Annotated in this window: 20 protein-coding genes; 13 read left to right on the top strand and 7 right to left on the bottom strand. The window is 48.0% G+C overall.

Translation table 11 applies throughout. From position 1 onward, the window contains the following. Positions 1-6: 6 nt before the first annotated feature. The 3 genes from gshB (at position 7) to ruvX (ending at position 2,028) form a co-directional block, all read left to right on the top strand. Positions 7-957 carry a glutathione synthase gene (gene gshB, locus K0504_RS16650; protein ID WP_220105291.1) on the top strand — a complete coding sequence of 317 codons (951 nt, stop codon included), beginning with the start codon at positions 7-9 and terminating at the stop codon, positions 955-957. A 63-nt stretch (positions 958-1,020) separates the two neighbouring features. Further along, positions 1,021-1,587: a YqgE/AlgH family protein gene (locus tag K0504_RS16645; RefSeq protein ID WP_220105290.1), complete on the top strand. Its 567-nt coding sequence runs from the start codon at positions 1,021-1,023 to the stop codon at positions 1,585-1,587. Positions 1,588-1,590: 3 nt separating this feature from the next. Further along, the gene (ruvX, locus tag K0504_RS16640; protein ID WP_220105289.1) at positions 1,591-2,028 is read left to right on the top strand and encodes a Holliday junction resolvase RuvX; all 438 of its coding nucleotides are present in this window, start codon (positions 1,591-1,593) and stop codon (positions 2,026-2,028) included. A 4-nt stretch (positions 2,029-2,032) separates the two neighbouring features. Here the strand turns inward: ruvX and K0504_RS16635 are convergent, their stop codons facing one another. From K0504_RS16635 to K0504_RS16620, 4 genes are all read right to left on the bottom strand, one after another. After that, entirely contained in the window at positions 2,033-2,740 is a 708-nt protein-coding gene (locus K0504_RS16635; protein ID WP_220105288.1) for a PilZ domain-containing protein, read from the bottom strand. Between the two features lie 74 nt (positions 2,741-2,814). Beyond that, positions 2,815-3,111 (bottom strand): hypothetical protein, encoded by a 297-nt coding sequence (locus K0504_RS16630; protein WP_220105287.1) that lies wholly within the window; start codon positions 3,109-3,111, stop codon positions 2,815-2,817. Between the two features lie 37 nt (positions 3,112-3,148). Then, entirely contained in the window at positions 3,149-4,267 is a 1,119-nt protein-coding gene (locus K0504_RS16625) for a PilT/PilU family type 4a pilus ATPase (protein ID WP_220105286.1), read from the bottom strand. A 52-nt stretch (positions 4,268-4,319) separates the two neighbouring features. Next, entirely contained in the window at positions 4,320-5,354 is a 1,035-nt protein-coding gene (locus K0504_RS16620; protein ID WP_220105285.1) for a type IV pilus twitching motility protein PilT, read from the bottom strand. Positions 5,355-5,388: 34 nt separating this feature from the next. Here K0504_RS16620 and K0504_RS16615 point away from each other — a divergent pair, with 34 nt between their 5' ends. From K0504_RS16615 to K0504_RS16585, 7 genes are all read left to right on the top strand, one after another. Further along, complete coding sequence (locus tag K0504_RS16615) at positions 5,389-6,087, top strand: YggS family pyridoxal phosphate-dependent enzyme (protein WP_220105284.1); 699 nt, start codon at positions 5,389-5,391, stop codon at positions 6,085-6,087. Between the two features lie 32 nt (positions 6,088-6,119). Further along, entirely contained in the window at positions 6,120-6,944 is an 825-nt protein-coding gene (proC, locus tag K0504_RS16610) for a pyrroline-5-carboxylate reductase (protein WP_220105283.1), read from the top strand. Positions 6,945-6,981: 37 nt separating this feature from the next. Next, positions 6,982-7,524 carry a YggT family protein gene (locus K0504_RS16605; protein WP_220105282.1) on the top strand — a complete coding sequence of 181 codons (543 nt, stop codon included), beginning with the start codon at positions 6,982-6,984 and terminating at the stop codon, positions 7,522-7,524. 105 nt (positions 7,525-7,629) lie between these two features. Next, the gene (locus tag K0504_RS16600; RefSeq protein WP_220105281.1) at positions 7,630-8,061 is read left to right on the top strand and encodes a DUF4426 domain-containing protein; all 432 of its coding nucleotides are present in this window, start codon (positions 7,630-7,632) and stop codon (positions 8,059-8,061) included. A gap of 56 nt (positions 8,062-8,117) precedes the next feature. Then, the gene (locus K0504_RS16595) at positions 8,118-8,720 is read left to right on the top strand and encodes an XTP/dITP diphosphatase (RefSeq protein WP_220105280.1); all 603 of its coding nucleotides are present in this window, start codon (positions 8,118-8,120) and stop codon (positions 8,718-8,720) included. A 5-nt stretch (positions 8,721-8,725) separates the two neighbouring features. Beyond that, positions 8,726-9,889 carry a radical SAM family heme chaperone HemW gene (hemW, locus tag K0504_RS16590; RefSeq protein WP_220105279.1) on the top strand — a complete coding sequence of 388 codons (1,164 nt, stop codon included), beginning with the start codon at positions 8,726-8,728 and terminating at the stop codon, positions 9,887-9,889. A gap of 176 nt (positions 9,890-10,065) precedes the next feature. Continuing rightward, positions 10,066-10,665: a hypothetical protein gene (locus K0504_RS16585; RefSeq protein ID WP_220105278.1), complete on the top strand. Its 600-nt coding sequence runs from the start codon at positions 10,066-10,068 to the stop codon at positions 10,663-10,665. Between the two features lie 20 nt (positions 10,666-10,685). On the opposite strand, the gene K0504_RS16580 is transcribed toward K0504_RS16585, so the two are convergent. Continuing rightward, the gene (locus tag K0504_RS16580) at positions 10,686-12,233 is read right to left on the bottom strand and encodes a putative bifunctional diguanylate cyclase/phosphodiesterase (RefSeq protein WP_220105277.1); all 1,548 of its coding nucleotides are present in this window, start codon (positions 12,231-12,233) and stop codon (positions 10,686-10,688) included. Positions 12,234-12,358: 125 nt separating this feature from the next. Next, the gene (locus K0504_RS16575) at positions 12,359-14,209 is read right to left on the bottom strand and encodes a glycoside hydrolase family 9 protein (RefSeq protein WP_220105276.1); all 1,851 of its coding nucleotides are present in this window, start codon (positions 14,207-14,209) and stop codon (positions 12,359-12,361) included. Positions 14,210-14,472: 263 nt separating this feature from the next. Here K0504_RS16575 and K0504_RS16570 point away from each other — a divergent pair, with 263 nt between their 5' ends. Both K0504_RS16570 and K0504_RS16565 read left to right on the top strand, forming a co-directional pair. Further along, positions 14,473-15,180 carry an SIMPL domain-containing protein gene (locus K0504_RS16570; RefSeq protein ID WP_220105275.1) on the top strand — a complete coding sequence of 236 codons (708 nt, stop codon included), beginning with the start codon at positions 14,473-14,475 and terminating at the stop codon, positions 15,178-15,180. A 719-nt stretch (positions 15,181-15,899) separates the two neighbouring features. Next, on the top strand, positions 15,900-18,410 hold the full coding sequence (locus K0504_RS16565; protein ID WP_220105274.1) for a hypothetical protein: 2,511 nt from the start codon (positions 15,900-15,902) through the stop codon (positions 18,408-18,410). A 616-nt stretch (positions 18,411-19,026) separates the two neighbouring features. On the opposite strand, the gene K0504_RS16560 is transcribed toward K0504_RS16565, so the two are convergent. Then, positions 19,027-19,785 (bottom strand): outer membrane protein OmpK, encoded by a 759-nt coding sequence (locus K0504_RS16560; protein WP_220105273.1) that lies wholly within the window; start codon positions 19,783-19,785, stop codon positions 19,027-19,029. Positions 19,786-19,904: 119 nt separating this feature from the next. Here K0504_RS16560 and K0504_RS16555 point away from each other — a divergent pair, with 119 nt between their 5' ends. Further along, the gene (locus K0504_RS16555) at positions 19,905-20,519 is read left to right on the top strand and encodes a carboxymuconolactone decarboxylase family protein (RefSeq protein ID WP_220105272.1); all 615 of its coding nucleotides are present in this window, start codon (positions 19,905-19,907) and stop codon (positions 20,517-20,519) included. Positions 20,520-20,526 lie beyond the last annotated feature (7 nt).

Here is a 20,526-nt window from a genome sequence, read left to right as displayed (position 1 = left end):
CACCAAATGACGGTACAACTTGGCATTGTGATGGATCCCATTGCAGGCATTAACATCAAAAAAGATTCAAGTTTCGCCATGTTGTTGGCTGCCCAAGCGCGCGGTTGGCAACTCTGGTACATGGAGATGAATGACTTGTATCTGCGCCAGGGAACGGCTTATGCCACCATGCGCAAACTGCATGTACAAGAAGATCCGAATGATTGGTTCACCCTTGGCGAACCAGAGGCTCGCCCTTTAGCCGATCTCGACACCATTTTGATGCGCAAAGATCCGCCATTTGACACTGAGTTTATTTACGCAACCTACATGCTAGAGCGAGCTGAAGAACAAGGTGTTCTGGTGGTGAATAAACCTGCTAGTTTGCGCGACTGTAATGAAAAGCTATTCACGGCTTGGTTTTCTGAGCACACTCCAGACACCTTAGTCACCCGAGAAGCGAGTCATATTCGAGAATTTTTGACTGAGCATGGCGATATTATTCTCAAGCCTCTTGATGGCATGGGCGGCGCGTCAATCTTTCGGGTGAAGCAAGATGATCCAAACATTGGCGTAATCACCGAAACCCTAACCGAGCACGGTCAACGCTATGCCATGGCTCAGAACTTCATTCCGCAAATTAAGCAAGGCGACAAGCGTATTTTAATGATTGATGGTGAAGCGGTCCCCTACTGCTTAGCCCGCATTCCTGCCAGCGGTGAAACCCGAGGCAACCTAGCTGCCGGCGGCCGCGGCGAAGCGCGACCACTATCGGATGATGATTGGGCAATCGCCAACTCAGTCGGACCAGAATTGAAAAAGCGCGGCTTACTATTTGTCGGCCTTGATGTGATTGGCAACAAGCTGACAGAAGTTAATGTCACCAGTCCAACCTGCATTCGAGAAATTGAAGCGGCTTTTGACGTTCGCATTGCCGACCGGTTAATGGATGCCATTGCCGATAAATTAGCAAACTAACCCTAGGGGCTGTTGCCAAATAACTGCCATAATAAGCCTATGAGTGAGCCAGAAACGAGTTGTATGGAAAGTCTTCAAGGTCAATTACTAATCGCTATGCCGTCGCTGCAAGATCCGTATTTTCAGCGTTCAGTGACCTATGTCTGTGAGCATAACGATCAAGGTGCAATGGGTCTGGTGATTAACCACCCCATTAAAAATCTAAGCCTGTCTGAGCTGTTATCTAAGGTTGATGATCTACACCGTGATGACCTGGCGTCGGACAATCTCGGCCAACCTATTTTTGCCGGTGGGCCGGTGGCCAAAGAACGCGGTTTCGTTTTACATACTGCGCAACCCGGTTGGTCTTCAAGTATGGAATTAGACAATGATCTGATGGTCACGACCTCCAAGGACATTTTGCAGATCCTCGGTACTGATCTCGAGCCAAGCAAATACCTGGTGACTTTAGGCTATGCCGGCTGGGATGCAGGCCAGCTGGAGCAAGAAATTGCAGAAAATTCTTGGTTAATGATCCCAGCAGACCAAGCCATCATCTTTGATGTTGATGCGGACATGCGCTGGCAAGCATCCGGCCAAAAGCTAGGCATCGATATTGCTAATATCAGCCCGCAAGCCGGTCATGCGTAAGCCATGACCAAACCTGAAGGTCAACGCACCATTCTCGGTTTTGACTATGGCACCAAAAGTATTGGTGTTGCCATCGGTCAGGAAATTACCGGCACCGCGTCACCAGAAGCCGCACTGCCAGCCAATGACGGCGTTCCTAATTGGCAACAAGTCGAGGTTTTGCTCAAGCAGTGGCAACCTGACCTTTTGGTGATTGGCCTTCCCCTCAACATGGACGGGACGGAGCAAGAATTAACCAAACGCGCTAAGAAATTTGGCAACCGGCTTCATGGTCGATTTGGTTACCCAGTGGCGTGGCAAGACGAGCGATTAACAACGGTGGACGCCAAAGCCCGTTTATTCGAATTCGGTGGCTACAAGGCGTTGACCAAAGGCAAGGTCGATAGTGTCTCAGCCGTGCTGATTATCGAAAGCTACTTTGAAAACCTCTGGCGCGAATAAAACGTCAGTTACGGTTGTCCATATTGATGTGGTGAAACAGCTCAATTAGTTCGTCAACCGGCTCGAACTGCAGCCCTACATGCATATTCTCTTGGTTTTGTCGGGTTGCTCGGCGAACTTCACACGGAACAAACAAGGGATCATCCGGTCGAGATGGGAAGTTGATCTTAAGCAAACCCCGCTTGATTGGAATCGCCCCCGCTTGCACTGACCAGGGGATTTGCAACAAGCAGCCGCCGACCGACAAATCCATCAAGGTGCCTTCAATCAAATGATAGTTACTGCGCTCTTGCGCTGTTCCTTCTTTGTCCATCAATGTCGCAGGGATTCGAGTGCCAATGCGCTGCTCTTTGCGAAGACGGAAATTCTCCAGCTTGTTTGGCCAGCTGACAAACATCATAGGCTTTGGCGATTTTTGCACTGAAATCACATTGCCTTGAAATGCAATGCAATGGCCGAGATCGCCACCCACCACAGCCCGTATCACGCAACTATGGCCAGCGTTAAATTCTTCTAAGTGAGTCCGATAAGCAGAAGCTGGAAGCGCACAGACGAAAAAACTTTCTGATTCCACTCCGATCAATCGAAGCTTGGTGCGAATTTTAACCGGTGCGTTCAGTTGAAAGTCGAGCAGGTTGCCAGGCTTAAGATAAGAGATGATTTCATTGATAACGTCGCCATCAGTAATATGGCGTTGCTCAAAAATAGACAAACTAACGACCTGAGATGAATGACAGAATACGTAAGCTATAGTCAATAAATACCATATAAGGCAACTTGTTAGCGCTAGAATTTACGCCATAAATCATATTTATTGCAGTAAACAACAGAAAATGGAATTTCCAGCACAAAGTAACTCAACAAGGTAAACCAAAACCAATTGGCCTCAAACAGCACTGCGTTAAATACCACGCCCTTGCCATAGAACAACACCCCTGCAATAACTATGGCAACGCCTGATGCCAACACGTCGTTGATCAGTAGTCGCTTAAGGTCGCTACTTACAAACGATGGGTAAAGCCAGAAGTAAGCAACCACTAGCAATACCCCGTTCAGCAACAAAATGATGAATTCAGGGCTCATGAATTGGCCTAGTTAAGCCGCACGATATCAACATGGCCTAGTCATCCAAATCGATAGAAACACCGTCGAGCATTCCTTTGGACGCCTTGTCACCGTCATCCAACTTAATCATCAAACGTAAATCATTCGGTGAGTCAGCAGCATGCAAAGCATCGGCGTAAGTCACATCACCTTTTTTGTATAAGTCGAACAGCGCCTGATCGAAGGTTTGCATTCCTTGCTCACGCGATTTCGCCATCGATTCCTTAATTTTGTGTACTTCGCCACGCCGAATTAAATCCGACACGTGTGGCGTATTAATCAAAATTTCAATGGCAGCTCGACGGCCTTTGCCATCTTTGGTCGGCACCAATTGCTGTGCAACGATGGCCCGCAGGTTGAGCGCCAAATCGAACAGCAGCTGATCTTGCATTTCTTTGGGTACCAGGTGAAGCATGCGATCCAGAGCCTGGTTTGCGTTATTGGCGTGCAACGTGGCGATACACAAATGGCCCGTTTCGGAAAAGCTAAGCGCGTATTCCATGGTTTCAGAGGTACGGATCTCCCCCAACATGATGACATCTGGCGCCTGTCGTAAACTATTTTTCAGCGCTGAATCGAAGCTTGGCGTGTCGATGCCCACTTCCCGTTGGGTCACAATACAGCCCCGATGGTCATGAACAAACTCAATGGGATCTTCAATGGTTAGGATGTGACCAGAGGTTTTCAGGTTTCGATACCCTAACAATGCCGCCATTGACGTTGATTTACCGGTGCCCGTACCGCCAACAAACAAAAACAAACCGCGCTTAGACAGCACAATATCTTTAAGAATTGACGGCAGATTGAGGTCGTCGGCATCAGGAATAGTGGTTTCAATACGTCGAATCACCATGCCAACCTGTTCACGCTGACAAAAAGCATTCACCCGGAAACGCCCAACACCATCAACCGCAATGGCAAAATTGCACTCACTGGTTTCTTCAAATTCAGCCAGTTGTGACGCATTCATGGTGTTGTCGAGCAACTGGCGCGCAGCGCCCGGAGTTAACGGGTTAGCATCGAGCGGTTCGACCCGGCCATGAACTTTCATGCTGACCGGTACGCCAACGGTGACGAATATATCGGAACCTTTTTGCGCCACCATTTTTTCAAGATAAGGAGTCAGTAATTCCATTTTAATTTCTCTGTATTCGCTTTAAGACAGCAATAACAAATGGGATGAAACATTACAGCGCTTGCTTGCCGCCCGCTTTCTTAACGGCTTCTTCACGTGCAACCAAACCACGGTTCAGTAAATCTTGCAGCGACTGATCGAGGGTCTGCATGCCAAGCGCCATACCGGTTTGGATCACCGAATACATTTGAGCAATCTTGTCTTCACGGATCAGGTTTCGAATCGCCGGTGTTGCCACCATGATCTCATGGGCTGCAATTCGGCCGCCGCCATTTCGTTTCAGCAGTGTTTGCGAAATAACTGCCTGCAACGACTCCGATAACATCGAGCGAACCATGGACTTTTCTTCAGCTGGGAACACATCAATGATCCGGTCAATGGTTTTCGGCGCGGAGGTGGTGTGCAACGTACCAAACACCAAATGGCCGGTTTCCGCTGCGGTCATGGCTAAGCGAATAGTTTCCAAATCACGCATTTCACCCACCAGAATCACATCTGGATCTTCACGCAACGCAGAACGTAAGGCGTTGTTAAAGCTGTGGGTATCGCGGTGTACTTCGCGCTGATTGATCAGTGATTTTTTGTTTTCATGAACAAATTCGATGGGATCTTCAATGGTCAGAATATGATCGAAACGACTCGAATTGATGTAATCGATCATCGCCGCCAACGTGGTACTTTTACCCGAGCCCGTTGGTCCGGTCACTAGCACCAAGCCGCGTGGCTTCTCACTCACCTGACGAAAAATATCCGGTGCGCCCAATTCTTCTAACGTCAACACTTTCGAAGGAATGGTACGGAATACTGCCGCGGCACCACGGTTCTGCACAAAAGCATTCACACGAAAACGCGCCAGCCCAGGTACTTCAAAGGAGAAATCACTCTCTAGCTGTTCTTCATAATCACGGCGTTGTTTATCGTTCATAATGTCGTAAATCAACGCATGCACTTGCTTGTGCTCAAGCGGAGCAATGTTAAGCTTGCGAACTTCGCCGTCTACCCGAATAAGTGGCGGCATATCAGCACTTAAATGCAAATCCGAGGCGTTATGTTTAACACTGAATTCCAAAAGTTCGGTAATATCCATGGCCTGAAACTCCAGATTAAGCCGTGACAAAATTATGCCAACCCTAGCAGAGCGATTCGCCGCTGCCTACGACCAAGTTCAAGTTGCCGTCGAAAAAGCCGAACGAGTACCAAACAGCGTCAAACTGCTGGCAGTGTCAAAAACTAAACCCATCGCAGACATAGAAGCCGTGGCCGCGTTAGGACAGACCGACTTTGGTGAAAATTACGCCCAAGAAGCGGTCGAGAAAGCACAAAAATTAGCCCACCTAGGGTTGCAATGGCACTTCATTGGCCCCATTCAATCCAATAAGACGCGGCCATTGGCCGAGCATATGGATTGGCTCCATACGGTTGAACGAGACAAAATTGCCCGACGTTTGAGCGAGCAACGGCCAGCAGAACTCAAACCGCTGCAGGTTTGTATTCAAGTGAATATCAGTGCCGAGCCACAAAAATCAGGCGCGATGCCTGCCGATGTTAAAGACCTAGCGGCCTTAATCCAGACGTTACCTAACATCGAATTGCGCGGCTTGATGGCCATTGTTGAAAATACTGCGGATGAAGCCAAACTTGCGCAGCAATTCACTGCCATGCAGACGCTTTTCGACCAACTAAAAACGCGCTACGACAATGTTGATACCCTATCAATGGGGATGAGTCAGGATTTGCAGCATGCCATTAATCATGGCAGTACCATGGTCCGCATTGGCACAGCAATTTTCGGTGCGCGCCAACCCCGCCAGTCGAATTAAACGAGCCGCGGGCTAACACCATAGGAATTAGAATGTCACAACAGATTGCATTTATCGGTGCCGGCAACATGGCAGGCGCAATTTTGAAAGGGCTTATTCAGCAAGGCCACCCCGCACAACAGGTGCATGTGAGCGACCTTGATGAACCAAAACTAAACGCGCTGGCCGCCGAGTTCACCGGGCTCAATACATACACCGACAACGCCGCGTGTATTGCCAATGCCGACGTAGTGGTATTGGCTGTCAAACCGCAGCTTATGGCGGCGGTGTGTGAGCCTTTACTCGCCGCACAGCCTTCATTAGCCAATAAGCTGATCGTATCTGTTGCCGCTGGCATTAAAGTAGCCCGCCTGCGAGAAATGCTCGGCAATGCGCAGCGCGTGGTGCGAACCATGCCGAATACACCATGTTTGATTGGACAAGGCATGACCGGCTTATATGCCGATGAACAAGTTTCAGAAACCGATCGCAATGCCGCACAAACGCTCATGCAAGCTGTAGGAAAAACCGCTTGGGTTGAAAGTGAAGCTGGGCTAAACCATGTCATAGCCGCCAGCGGCAGTGCGCCCGCCTACTTCTTTATGTTCATGGACGCCATGCAAAAAAGTGTCGAAGCCATGGGGCTAGATGCCGTCAGCGCGCGCCAGTTTGTTCAACAAGCGGCAATCGGTTCAAGTCAGCTAGCGGCATCACAAATGGACAAATCCTTTACTGAGTTGACCGCTCAAGTCACATCAAAAGGTGGTACCACAGCTGAAGCCGTGGCAACCTTTAAAGACGGTGACTTAGCCGGCTTGGTGGACCAAGCTTTGCGAAACTGCGTGGCTCGCGCAGAGCAAATGGAAAAACAATTTTAATTCACTAGTATTTAAATTTTTCTGGGAAGGACCAGCTATGGCAACTCAATCCGCTTTCGGATTTTTGATTGATACCATTTTTAATTTGTATCTAATGGTAATCCTGCTGCGCATTTGGCTGCAGTTGGTAAAAGCAGATTTTTATAATCCGCTTGCTCAATTTGTCGTAAAAGCAACGCATCCGGTCGTCGGTCCACTGCGCCGCATCATCCCACCGCTCGGTAGCCTTGATACCGCGTCGGTGTTGTTTGCCTTTGTGGTGGCTTGCGCCAAAATTGCCATATTGTTGGCCATGTCAGGCAGCCAGCTCAATCCACAAGCGATTGTGATTGTCGGCGGCTTAACGTTACTGAAGGAAGTCTTTCAAATTGTATTTTGGGTTCTGGTGATCCGTGCGATTCTTAGCTGGGTCAGCCAAGGTTACAACCCCATTGAGGCTGCGTTGCACCAATTGACGGAACCAATGCTGGCCCCCATTCGCCGCATATTGCCATCGTTAGGTGGGTTGGATTTGTCAGTGCTGGTATTACTCGTCGCCCTGCAGTTTTTCCAAGTATTGCTGTTCCAGCAAATCCTCTAACAAACCATTTATTGAAAGCCTGCGATGGTGAAATTTTTCACCATCGCAGGCTTTCCTATAATGAATACAAATCCACTTTTGGTCAGTGACCAATAGGAGCATCTGATGAAACCATTCAACTTTGCGCTGATATTACTGATTAGCAGCCTCAGCTGGTTTCCCGCTGCACAGGCCGAAGTGCACAATGCCGGCCCCTACCAAGTCCACTTTTCAGCGTTTGAAAGTACGTTTCTGACGCCTGAGGTAGCCAAAACTTATAACATTACTCGCAGCCGCTATAACGGCGTGATTAATATCTCCGTGCTCGATACTCGCAGTGGTAACTTACCCACTGAAGTAGAAATCACCGGTGACGCCAAAAACCTAATTGGCCACAACGTGCCGCTCGATTTTAAAGAAGTAAAAGAAGGCGAAGCTGTGTATTACCTAGAACAAATCCGTTACAGCAACGAAGAAACCTTTCGCTTCAAGTTAGAAATAACAACGCCGGAAGGGACGTACCCAGTAGAATTCATGAAAAAGTTTTACGTGAACTAGCGCCCGCCTCACTGCTATGATTCGCGCCACTCAAATGTGCAGCGGAGCAAGTCTTAATGAAATGGGTATTGGCAACCGGTAACCCCGGTAAAGTAGCAGAGCTGGCAGCCATGCTGGCGCCACTGAATATTGAATTGCGTCCACAGAGTGATTTTCAGGTAACTGAAGTAGCTGAAACGGGCACCACCTTTGTGGAAAATGCCATTATCAAAGCACGCCACGCCGCGGCGTTAACCGGTCTTCCTGCCATTGCCGACGACTCAGGCCTTGAAGTAGATGCATTGAATGGTGCCCCCGGTGTTTATTCTGCACGCTACGCTGGCGAGCACGCCAACGACAGTGACAATGTCAGTAAGCTCATTAGCGAACTGGCAAACACAGAAGACAACAAGCGCAGCGCCCGTTTTCGCTGCGTGCTGGTGTTTATGCGCCACGCCGCAGACCCAACTCCGCTCATTTGCCAAGGCACATGGCAAGGCCAAATTGCACAACAAGCTTTTGGCGAAGGCGGCTTTGGCTACGATCCTGTATTCATACCCCATGGCCAAAACACCACGGCAGCCCAAATGACCAAAGCAGAAAAAAATGCCGTCAGCCATCGCGGGCAAGCCTTGGCTCAGCTCACCGAGCTGCTACCCAACTTTCTGCAGCTTGGTTAGTGGTAATGCGGAACTCCCCGGCAGGCTTGCTGCAACTTCCCCCATTGTCACTGTACATTCACGTACCTTGGTGCGTTGAAAAATGCCCTTACTGCGACTTTAACAGCCATGCCATGCGTGGCGAGTTACCAGAGCAAGCCTATGTGGCAGCCTTGTTGAACGATTTACGAACCGATCTAAATTGGGTTCAAGGCCGTGAGATCGTGTCAATTTTCATTGGCGGCGGCACCCCAAGTCTGTTATCAGTGAATGCCATCGAACAACTCTTGTCGGGGATCCGCAACACAGTAGCACTAAGCCATGATTGCGAGATCACCATGGAAGCCAACCCAGGAACAGTCGAGGCAGACAAGTTTGCAGGGTTTGTAAAAGCTGGTGTGAATCGCCTATCCATCGGTGTACAGAGTCTGCAAAGCGAGCAACTCAATCTGCTTGGCCGAATCCACGATCCTCAGCAAGCCGTGCGTGCAGCCCAACTCGCTAACAAATTGCCTATCAACAGTTTTAATCTCGACTTGATGCATGGATTACCACAACAGCAACTTGATGGCGGCCTTGCCGACTTACAACAAGCGATTGATTTAGGTGCGCCCCATTTAAGCTGGTATCAGTTGACCTTAGAGCCCAATACTCCATTTTATCGCCAACCTCCAGCGTTACCAGACGATGATGTGTTGGATGCCATTAACGAGCAAGGCCATCAGTTATTAGAGCAAGCAGGCTACCAGCGTTATGAAATTTCGGGCTATGCCAAGCCCGGATTTGAATGTCGCCATAACCTCAATTATTGGACCTTTGGTGACTACCTTGGCATCGGTTGTGGCGCCCACGGGAAAATTACCTTGCCGGAGCAGCAGCGCATCGTTCGCTCAGTCAAGATCACGGCACCTAATAGCTATTTAGCGGCAAGTCCGAATGTTCGCTTGAACGTGCATGATGTTGCCAAAGACGAGGTGGCATTTGAGTACTTTATGAATCGGGCCCGCTTGCGGCAGCCTGCCCCATTTGCCGAGTTTGAACAAAGCACCGGATTAGCAATCTCTGCGATTGAACCATTTTTGCAGCAACAGCAAAGTAACGACACCATGATCCTGACCGCAGACAACTGGCAAATGACAGACAAAGGCCTGAACTTCTTCAATCAGGTGATCGCACCGCTGGCCGACTAGCCATGTAAATTTCCGAAACCATCAGCAAAACTATTTTTTTGCGCCATACTTGCCTCGTTCAGCACTCGCAGTAGTGGTGAAAACCTAATCAATTCAAGTAATAAATTAGCCAATTCGAAACTAAATAGGCTTGCGGTTGTCCGACCAATCAATCGCACTGTTTTAACGAGGGAACTATGAATAAAGCACTGTTAGCCTGCTTAGCTGGCCTAAGCACACTAGCGCTGGGCGCATGCTCGACAACGCCGGAGCCAGGCGAAAAGATCGTGGGGCCAGAAGTAATACAAACCAGTACCACAACGAGCACATCAAGAATTATTGGTATTGACCAACCATCGCGCACCTTCACCATTGAACGCGCGGGTTCGCAAGTTACGCTAGTGGCATCAGAAGCCGTGAATAACTTTGATCAATTCGCAGTTGGCGATTTAGTAGATACCGAATACACCGAATCGGTTGTGGTTCATGTTCAGGCTAACGACGGCTCCCCTCGCGTTAATCGCTCTGAGCAGCTCGATATGGCAGAGCAAGGTGCGAATCCAAACATCGAAGCGCACGACACAACGGAGCTTATTGCAGACATTATTGCCATCGATTTGGAAAACAAAACCGTCACGTTACGCGGACCAAACCAAGCGGTGTCAACGCTGCCAGTAAGACGTCACCCCGAGCACTTAGATAAAGTCGCGGTTGGCGATCAAGTTGTTGTAGTGCACACCAAGGCACTGGCGTTATCGCTTCGTAAAAAAGATGAGAGTAGCGACAGCACTCAATAGCGGTAAGTTAAAAGCCTGGTTTAGGTATTGCGAAAAAGCGGCGTAACATTGCCGCTTTTTTCTTGGCCAATACCCAGTAACTTCATTAAGGGTTCAGATTCAAGCAACTCTGTTAAAGCAACCGGGCGGGCATATAAGAACCCTTGATGAACCGAACAGCCGTGCTTGATCAAGAAAGCGGCCTGGCTACTTAACTCAACGCCTTCAGCCACTAAATCCAACCCCATGGTCTCGACCATAGCAATAATGGTTTTTACGATCACTTCGCCTTGAGGGTCGCCGGGAATATCTCGAATAAAGCTGCGATCAATTTTAATTTCATCAATCGGCAGCTCACGTAAACGACCCAACGAAGAATGGCCTGAACCAAAATCATCAATCGACAACGACGCGCCTAGCTTGGCCAAGTGATTCAGGATCACCAACGCCTCATCAACATTTTCCATGACCGCTGTTTCGGTCATTTCGAAACGTACATAAGGCAAATCGCTCGCAAAGCGGCTGGCGATTTCAAGCAATGCGTGAGCATCAGAGGAAGTTTGAAATTGCATGGGTGACAAGTTAATCGCCACTTTGGGAATCGTTCCCCCTAACAAGCCGGCATCTTTGAGCTGCAGAATCGCTTTGGTGATTACAATTTCATTGATTTGATTGATCAGCCCAACTTCTTCAGCCAAGGGAATAAACTCACTTGGCGGGACGGGTACCTGCATCACGCTCCAGCGCAATAGCGCTTCCGCGCCCAACACCTTATTAGTCTGAGTGTCGACCTGAAGTTGATAATGAATATCAAACTCGCGTTTTTCCACGGCTTCATGGAGCGCTTTGATCAGATTAACCCTGCTCTTGAGCTGTTCATTCATAAAGGAATGGTAATAGCTGATCTGGCCATGCCCCTGCTTTTTAGCATGGCTCATGGTGGCGTCGGCATCAGAGAGCAACTGCTTGAAGGAGTTGGTATCATCGGGGAAACACACCACGCCGATACAAGCACTAAATGGCATGGTCTTACTGATAAAGTGGCGTGACTGCCGCAACTTAACGGCAAGTAGACTAAGCGATGTCCGTAATTCGGTATAGTCCGAGACGGTATCAAAAATCAAAAATTCGTCACCACCGATACGCGCTACTTTATCGGGATCGGGCGCCCACTCTTGTAGGATCTCAGTTAGGTGAACTAACATGGCATCGCCATTGGCATGCCCTTCTGAATCGTTTACTAGTTTGAAGTCATCAATATTCACCACAATCAGATAATAACGGGCATCTTTTGAGGCTAAAGATTGGCCGTAATTAATGGCCCAATGGCGGTTCTTTAGGCCCGTTAAACTATCAAGAATGGTGAGTTGCTGAATTTTTGTCAGTGAGCGCTTTGCCCAGACATAAAAAAGAAAGGCTGTCAGGCTTACGTAAACCCAACCTTTAAAGGTTTGCAGGCGCTCGTTTAGGTCTGGGTTTTTCACCAATGCGTTGAGCAACCAATCGGAAAACAAGATCCACAGTAACCCGAAGATCAGGTAATACAGACTGATTTTTACCGCATAGCTGGTGGCTAAATTCTTAAACATAAACCCTTGTAACGCCAAAACCCTTTAGGAAAGTAGGTCATTGTATGCTGAGACATTCAAAAAATACAACGAGCACAATGAGAATGATTTACATTAGCCTTGTAAACCATTATCTGTATCTCAAATTAATTCAGAGGGTTAACACTGAGGTAAGCACTTACCCACACCAGCGGGCTGTTCCAGTTAATGGCTACTTCCTTTGAACACCAAGCTTCTGGCGCCGTACCAGCCGGCCCATAACGCTTAGCTGGTGCCACGGTTTCAGGCGTAGCCGAATCACAGCCCTTCCAACCCGTTAATGGTCCACCAGCAACCCAGCCCGGCGGAAATGCTACGCCCTGATCACGCAATAAAGGGAAGCCAATTCGGTCATGTAAATCTTCCTCAAACTGCTGACCATAACCTGTAATAAATGACAGGTTTAGTGGGTTATTGCCCAGCAAGTAATCCATGCCTTGGTGCATATTTTCGAGCTTAGCGATATCGCCAGTAATCTGATGCGCATAGGCAAGAACAATCATTCGGTTGAGTACAAACGAATTGGAGCCCCATGGCCAGATCTGCTCAGGCTCCGCAGCGGTTGGATTGTAGAGCATGGGGTAACCGCTAGCTTGCAAACGCGCGGCAGCCAGCGTCGCAGTAGTTTCGATACGCCCTTCCAACGTTGCGATTTCATCTACGGTCAGGCCGACTGCTTCGCGGTGCAACCATAAACTCAATGAGCCAGCGCCTTGTACCCACTGCCATTGCTGCGCGCCATCGTCATCAAAGGTTAGAAAGTCTGGAGATTGGCGCACAGTGCTGGCAAATGATTCGCGGCTATCGTCAGCCAATACGGTTGCGCTTATCCACAATTCAGCGGCGGCAGCATAGCGATCATCCACCACATTGTTGTCGTCATAATCGCCGCCGCCATTCGAGTCGACCGTGTCCGATGAGTAATAAACAACAGGGTTCGACTCGGCTCGCTGCCACGCATCATTGGCAACTTGCCATTGCTGCTGCGCATAAGACTCATCATAAGGCAGGAACACACGCGCTAAATGCGCTGCATTACGCGCCACTGCATAGGTTGCTGCGGTTGATGGTGGTTGAGCATAACGCTCCATCGCGTTTTCTTTTACGATATCGCCTTCAAAACCACTCCATTCCTGATTATGAATTTTGTGACTCGCAAGCTGACCTTCCGGTGGCAACATGCCCGCCATAAAGGTGCTACCAAAACGTATTTCATCGAGTAGATCTGGCGTACCATTACCACTTTCAGGAATAGTGAGTTCATCGTCCTCAAATACCCGCGCACCAAACTCGTAAGCATTGAGTAAGGTCCAAGCAGATATCGCAGCATTAACCGGATAAGCACCAAAGTCGCCGGCGTCATACCAGGTATTTTTGACATTTAACGTCACCCCATCACCGCACCAGCTATCAAAACACGGCAATGCGTTGTCTGTGGGGTGAATCGCGTCGTGAGCATGTTTTGGATCATGCAAGTAGTCAGCAAGGACAGGTTCGCCCATCCGGTGAAAGTAATAAAAACGCGCACTATCCACATATAAATTATCGAACAACTGGGTTTTGACTGAGACTTCGCGACTGCCATGTTCAGCAACGTCTAAGCGGTAATGTCCGGGCAACTGTAGAGCTGAAAAATCAATTTGATGAAGGTGTTCGCCGGAAGCGCCATCGGCACCAAACACTTGCGAGACGCCGCTGATCATTTGCTGCTCGTCCGCAGACATAATCTGCCAAGTCAGTGGCGACTTACTCTCGCTCACAATGGTGGCTCGTTTGGTCGCAGCGGGCGCATAGCCATGCTGATTGAGTCGAATCGTGTCAGCTGTCGTTGCTTGCTGCGCCGATTGGTTCGCTGGTGCTTCCGATCCACCACCTGAGCAGCCCGTCATTGCCACGCCAGCCGCAGCCAGTCCGATTAATGCAACGCTAAGGCGCTGCGATAATATATTGGATTTCATGTGATTTTCTCCGTCACCGATGGCCGATGATCATTGTTATTGATTGTAGAGTTGTTGCCTTGCTACCAGCACAAATTTTTCAGAAGTCAAAATGAAAACGCTTTCATTAATTCTAAAGCGATTTGACGCCAGATTGAAAACGTTATCATTCAGCGGCGTGATCCAACTCAACCAATTAATTCTCACCATCAGTGGTCACTGCATGCTTATAAATACCGCTACACTAAACCGCAGCTCATTTAACGTAGCATTCGGAGTACTTAATGAAACAACATCCATTCGCCGCGGGACTCATCGCGATCTCAATTGTTGTGGGTTTGTGGCTATTGGCGATGGCTCTGCCTGATGCCGTGCGGGAATATCGCAGCTTTGATCGCACAGTGACGGTAAAAGGGCTAGCGGAGCAGGAAGTTGAAGCCAACATTGTTATTTGGCCCATTCGCTTTAGTGTTGCCGGCAATGAGCAACAAGCGGTATATCAAGCACTGCAAAATAACGCCGACAAGATTAGGGCATTTTTGCTGCTCAATGGCGTGGATGAAGAGTCATTAACGCTCGCGCCACCTGCCATGCAAGATCGCCACGCCCAGACTTATGGCCGCGATCGACCACCATTTCGCTTTAGCGCACAGCAAACCCTAACGGTTTACAGCACTAATGTGGCCAAGGTCAGATCAGCAATGGGCCAACTCTTAGAATTAGGAAAACAAGGCATCACGCTGGAAGATAGTAGTTACCGAACCGACTACTTATTTACCGGTTTAAATGAAATTAAACCCGAGATGGTCGAGCAAGCAACTCAGAATGCCCGCAAAGTGGCGGAAAAGTTTGCCGCCGACTCCAACAGTCAATTAGGCAAAATCAAAACCGCTTCGCAAGGCCAGTTTTCTATTTCATCGCGAGACAAAAATAGCCCTCATATCAAGAAAGTTCGGGTGGTCTCAACGGTGGTGTATTACCTAGCGGACTAATCCATATCACGCAGGTATTAAAAAAGGGGCCTGCTGGGTAGTACCAGTCAGTTAAGCTGACTGGCATTACTTTTTTGGGGAGATTTCGACGGCTTTGGTTTTATTGCGTTGGATAAACCTTCCCACCTTCGGGTTGGCAGAATCAAGTAGCCGAATTGATAGCACCTTATCCAGCTTGGGCCATATGCCCTTAAGCCAATATTCCGCCTGCAACATGACATAACGGATTAGGTTGTAAGACAGTAATAATCCCCATAACGCCTGAACTTCTTAAGAGCTTGTGACATTGTCGTTAAGCGAACTAGTTTACCCTGCCGTTGTAACGAAAAAATGACTTCAAACTGAAGGGCTTTCCTTGCCAGAGGTTATGCAATGAGTGTCTTATAACTGCACGAACAATAAGTCCGATACAACAATTGTTATACCGGATTTTTATCAGTCTCAGATGAGCGTTCAAATTGAACTTAACTGTTCGGCATTACTCCGATTTGAGGCCTTTTTATTATCAGTTTCCGCGACCACAGTGGCCCCATGATAACCCACGGCACAACATGTCCATTTAACAGTAAGAACAAAATATTCATTATTTAAACAAGTTGACACTAATGATTCGAATTCTTATTGGCTTGTTGATTCAATGTTAACTAATGTAGGGGAGAGATTGGATTCCTTATTCCTATCTAAAAACCTGAAATATCCACCACGTTTAAAGAGGAATGATGAATTTTTTCACTTATAAGATTGCTATTTTCTTGTGGGTAGCTGCGTCAGCACTATCTAAAGCACATGCTAGCGACGTTGATTTGTACGTTTTGCAACTTGAAGCTGTCGCCAATAGTTGTAAAGGAGCCTGCGTTGACAAGTGCGCAACAGAAGCAAACAAGATTAGACAACTCGATAGCCTCAGTGGCAATGCAGTGGCTATTAAGCAGTCAATGATGAACTGCTATTCCGTGACTGCAATGAATCGCGCCAATTCCAAAAATCCTCACCTGATGCCGTTAATAATGACCGCTTCGCAATTAAAAGAACCAACGTCAGCGGATACCAACAGCAAAACAACAACAGATTTCAAAGCGAAAGCTCAAGCCAGTTTGCAACAAGCAATAGCCAAACAAAACCATGGCCAAACCGGCGGTAGCAAACAAGCATCGAGCGCTCCGATAGATGCCAACTTCCGAGATGAAGATGGCAGTGTCAATATGGATAAGATCATCGCTATCTATCAAAAGCTCGCAACCTATTGCGAATCCGCGCCTTCGACGATGCAGTACAGCTGTAATATCGGCTGTAAGCAAGGCCTCGAAAACCTCAATCAAGCAAACTCGCAATTTAAATCCAATGGCGAAGTTCAACCGGCTATGTTGGTGATGTCGAAGAGCTATACAAGCAACTTAGGTTGTCCAATGCAGACAAAACTAGCACTGCAGGGAGAGATAGAAAATAATCCTCTATATCTCGCGGTGTTGGAAGCAGGTAAAGCGTTGGAGGCTGGAGAATGGCCACCAGAGCCAGAATTAACCTTAGATCTTGCGTTCGATGAGCCTTCGCAAAAACCAGCCGATGTGACGGCGTCTGTCACCGCAGCAACAGCCATCTCTGATCTCAGTTTTGAGCAAGCTCAGCAATTACTTAAAGGGTTAGACGACTACAAACGCTTGGAAAAAGCGGTCAACAAGAACAAGTTTAGTCTCTTACAGCTACGCAAAACTGTCGCCAAACTGGCACAACAAAAAGCATCGGTCCCAGCCGACAAATGGCAAAAGAAAGCTTTACAAATAGGGGAAGCCGGCATCCAGCGGGAATTGTATGACGCCCTCAATCAAACTTGTGACGAAAACTATTTGAAACAGTATCGTCATCCGAGCGGTTGGACTCTCCCAAATTATTCACCTGACGTTTACGGCAACCGGTCTAGCAAGGCCCAGCAAATGGAATATGCCGTGCCGGTTCAGTATTTACAACGACTTTGCTTTGCTGAGCAGTTTGCAACACTAAAGCCGCAATTTGATGCTGCTCAAAACCCGCAACAGTTGGCCGATTTGGCCCAAATTTATGTCGCTGATGCGGCAGTAACCGATCGGACATCCTATTGCCTGACTTGTGTTCCTGGCAGAGGATATTTACGGCCAAATCTATGGCAACCGGAGTGGGTAGGATACTCACAACAGCGACAAGCTGACTTTAACCTCGCAAAACAGCAATTAGCCGAAGCCAGAAAAGAACAAGTGGCAGAACAAGCAAAATTGGAACAGGCTGAAAAGCAAAGACAAGAAGTCCTTGCCAAAGAAAAAGAAATCGAGAAGATCATTGCTATGGTTAACGCCGAATATCCTGTTGCGGTAGACATCGCGAAAGCACCATCATGGTTAACTAACAACGGCGCGGCAGTCAACTATCAGCGGAAGGTCAACCACGTGACTGGCGAGTTCGCGAGTCGGGCTATCAAATTGGCGCAACCCGCATTTATGTATGACGCCGTGAATACAAATAGTAACTCAGGGTTTTCTGACCAAATCGCTTTGTTCAGCTCATCGTCCCTGTTCGGTTTATCCGCTTGTATTGATCGTAAAAATTTGCTCGAAACCTTTTTATCAAATCCCAAGCGATTGTCCGGTGAACAATTTTTATTGCTCACTGCTACTGGCTTGAAATGCAGTCTAAATCTGGTTCAGAGTTCATCGATCAAGAAAGAGCGACAACTGCAACTGCAGGCCAAAGAGTCATTGCCCAAGGATCGCCAAAGTAAAATCTATGAGGGGCAAATGAGGCATTTGCTGAGTCAAATACAAGACTTGTTGAGCAAACGCCTCCAAGCGAAAGGGATTAGGTTCATCAATGGCTATGATGGCAATTCACTGTTTCAAATTGGCGAGCGCATGGTCATAGCTAACTACAATGCTCGTTTTAAGGAAATTGTTGGCACTGACCGAGCAACACTGCTGCGCGACAAAGACAAACGTTTTACGCAATTACAGCAACAGGCGAAAAACAAGTCCTTGCCCTCAGGAAAGTTCAATTACTTAGCCCAAGAGCAACACGTTATTGCGAGCTACGTTAAGCAGCAAGGGTGGCACTGTGATTTGTTGAACGAAAATTATCACCAGCATCCATTGACCTTCATGTCTGCGCTCAAGAAATGTGGCGAGGCATTTGGTGATGTGGCGTTCGTAACATTTACCGAGCGGTATCAGCAACAGTATCGAAACCATCTTCAAAATGGTATTTAGCTGCCATAGCAAATAGGGCCTGAATGACAAAGTCCTTCGATTGGCTAATGCCAGTCAGTTAATCTGGCTGGCATTACTTTTTTGGGGAGATTTCGACGGCTTTGGTTTTATTACACACCTTGGGTAAACCTTCCCACCTTCGAGTTGGCAGAATCAAGTAGCCGAATTAATAGCACCTCATCCAGCTTGGGCCATGTGCCTAGTGAGCTCAGAGGCCTGTCACTAAAAATACAATCTTATGTATTGAATAACTGTCAAAGTTCAGCTGATTTGGCCATATGCCCTTAAGTCAACATGCCACCTGCGTCATGACATAGCGGATTAGGTTGTAAGAAAGTAATAATCCCCATAACGCCTGAACTTCTTAAGAGCTTGTGACATTGTCGTTAAGCGAACTTGTTTATCCTGCCGTTCTAACGAACAAATGACTTCAAACTGAAGGGCTTTCCTTGCTACAGATTATGCAGGAGTGTCTTATAACTGCACGAACAATAAGTCCGATACAACAATTGTTGTACCGGATTTTTCTCAGGCTCAGATGAGCGTTCAAATTAAACCTAACTGATCGGCATTAGCCTGCTGGCCCCTTTTATTTTGCCTTGCCGCAGCATGACAATTAGAAGTGATATTTTACCAAGAGGTTTACAACGCTCTGGTCGGTCTTAAATGCACTGCTGTCTTTAATACCGTATTTGTTTTTCCAGTAATCATACTCAACACCCATCAGCAACGAACGCTCACGCAGACCGAAGTGCACACCGGCGTCATATTTGATTTGTGGGTTGAAGTGGAAGTTCTTCTCGTAAGTGCCATCACTGGTTACGACCCAGTCAATGAAGCCATCGAAAACGATCGCAGAGTTACCAACAGGGAATGTCATTTTCCATACTGGTGTAATTTGGATAGTGTCACCGTCACCATTTTCAGGTAGACGTTGGTAAGCATTCAATTGGAAGAAGTCGAAACCAGGCAGCGCCAAGTCTAACCCTGCACCAACCAAGTAGCTTTCTACATCGCCTTCACCAAATTCGTAGGTCGTCGCAACCAGTACGTCTTGAACGATACCGAACGACAGATCTTTGTCGAAGATTTTGCCAAAGCTGAAACGTGGGCTGAATTCGCCGTAGTAGGCGCTTTCGCCGTTGTAGAAGTCTTTCTCACCGTTGTACATGGTGTAGTCGGTGAAGAAGAACAGATCTCCAACACTCCAACCACTCACGTGCTCGTAAGTGATGGTTTGCTGAATCTCTGGATTAACTTCAAAGTCTTGACCGTAAAGATACGACAAGCTGTTGTCTTGCCATTGAACTAAACCTGCTGCTTGAGTGAAAGGGGCCACAAGGGCTGCAGTGGCAGCCAAAATTAAGTGCTTCATTATTTCTCCTAAACCTGCAATCTCGCCCGCCAGCTTTGTTTTATTGCTGGTCGATCGGCTAAAGTGTGTAGCTTGTTTCTACCAAAAAAAATCTGGCTTGCACCAGAAAGGCGCGCATTATGGCACTTTTGCACCCTCTCGCAATTGATTTAAACCCAGAATTGAAATCAAGATTTCAACAGTTTGAAAAAATTCTTGGCTTCGTCCCCAACAGCCTGTTAACCATGCAGCGTAACCCTGCAATTTTAAACGCGTTTGGTGTTTTAACGGCCGCAGTGATGGAGCAATCCACCAGCGTAGATGCGGGCTTCAAGCGATTACTTGCCCACATGGCCAGTAGTGCTGCAGGCTGCCGATACTGCCAAGCACACTCTTTGTTAGCCGCAGAATTAGCGGGCGAGCAACAACAACGCTTAGAACAACTCTGGCAATATCAAACCTCTCCACTGTTCTCACCGGCAGAACGAGCAGCGCTAGATTTCGCTTTGGCGGCGGGCAGTGCACCAGCACAGGTCAACGAACCCATCATGGCCAGCCTGCGGCAACACTGGAACGAAGAACAAATCGTGGAGCTAACCGCGGCGATTTCGCTGTATGGTTTTCTGAACCGTTGGAACGATGCAATGGCAACCACCATTGAAGAGCCAGCGAAAGCTAAAGGCGAAGCGTTATTAGCCGAGCAAAATTGGCACGCCGGCAAACACCTAGCCGCAAGCGATACAACACAGGAATAAACCGCAG

The sequence above is a fragment of the Neiella holothuriorum genome (genome assembly GCF_019457915.1).
GTDB classification, from domain to species: Bacteria; Pseudomonadota; Gammaproteobacteria; order Enterobacterales; family Neiellaceae; genus Neiella; species Neiella holothuriorum.
The sequence above is the reverse complement of the archived record's forward strand: the minus strand, read 5'-3'. Positions and strand labels throughout refer to the sequence as shown.

Excerpts from the sequence above, each read along its gene's own strand:
- K0504_RS16605 (WP_220105282.1), top strand. The coding sequence starts at position 6,982 with ATGGCAACTCAATCCGCTTTCGGATTTTTGATTGATACCATTTTTAAT.
- K0504_RS16615 (WP_220105284.1), top strand. The coding sequence starts at position 5,389 with ATGCCAACCCTAGCAGAGCGATTCGCCGCTGCCTACGACCAAGTTCAA.
- proC (WP_220105283.1), top strand. The coding sequence starts at position 6,120 with ATGTCACAACAGATTGCATTTATCGGTGCCGGCAACATGGCAGGCGCA.
- K0504_RS16555 (WP_220105272.1), top strand. The coding sequence starts at position 19,905 with ATGGCACTTTTGCACCCTCTCGCAATTGATTTAAACCCAGAATTGAAA.
- K0504_RS16580 (WP_220105277.1), bottom strand. The coding sequence starts at position 12,233 with ATGTTTAAGAATTTAGCCACCAGCTATGCGGTAAAAATCAGTCTGTAT.
- K0504_RS16560 (WP_220105273.1), bottom strand. The coding sequence starts at position 19,785 with ATGAAGCACTTAATTTTGGCTGCCACTGCAGCCCTTGTGGCCCCTTTC.
- K0504_RS16600 (WP_220105281.1), top strand. The coding sequence starts at position 7,630 with ATGAAACCATTCAACTTTGCGCTGATATTACTGATTAGCAGCCTCAGC.
- K0504_RS16570 (WP_220105275.1), top strand. The coding sequence starts at position 14,473 with ATGAAACAACATCCATTCGCCGCGGGACTCATCGCGATCTCAATTGTT.
- hemW (WP_220105279.1), top strand. The coding sequence starts at position 8,726 with ATGCGGAACTCCCCGGCAGGCTTGCTGCAACTTCCCCCATTGTCACTG.
- K0504_RS16595 (WP_220105280.1), top strand. The coding sequence starts at position 8,118 with ATGAAATGGGTATTGGCAACCGGTAACCCCGGTAAAGTAGCAGAGCTG.
- K0504_RS16585 (WP_220105278.1), top strand. The coding sequence starts at position 10,066 with ATGAATAAAGCACTGTTAGCCTGCTTAGCTGGCCTAAGCACACTAGCG.
- gshB (WP_220105291.1), top strand. The coding sequence starts at position 7 with ATGACGGTACAACTTGGCATTGTGATGGATCCCATTGCAGGCATTAAC.
- ruvX (WP_220105289.1), top strand. The coding sequence starts at position 1,591 with ATGACCAAACCTGAAGGTCAACGCACCATTCTCGGTTTTGACTATGGC.
- K0504_RS16620 (WP_220105285.1), bottom strand. The coding sequence starts at position 5,354 with ATGGATATTACCGAACTTTTGGAATTCAGTGTTAAACATAACGCCTCG.
- K0504_RS16575 (WP_220105276.1), bottom strand. The coding sequence starts at position 14,209 with ATGAAATCCAATATATTATCGCAGCGCCTTAGCGTTGCATTAATCGGA.
- K0504_RS16630 (WP_220105287.1), bottom strand. The coding sequence starts at position 3,111 with ATGAGCCCTGAATTCATCATTTTGTTGCTGAACGGGGTATTGCTAGTG.
- K0504_RS16645 (WP_220105290.1), top strand. The coding sequence starts at position 1,021 with ATGGAAAGTCTTCAAGGTCAATTACTAATCGCTATGCCGTCGCTGCAA.
- K0504_RS16625 (WP_220105286.1), bottom strand. The coding sequence starts at position 4,267 with ATGGAATTACTGACTCCTTATCTTGAAAAAATGGTGGCGCAAAAAGGT.
- K0504_RS16565 (WP_220105274.1), top strand. The coding sequence starts at position 15,900 with ATGAATTTTTTCACTTATAAGATTGCTATTTTCTTGTGGGTAGCTGCG.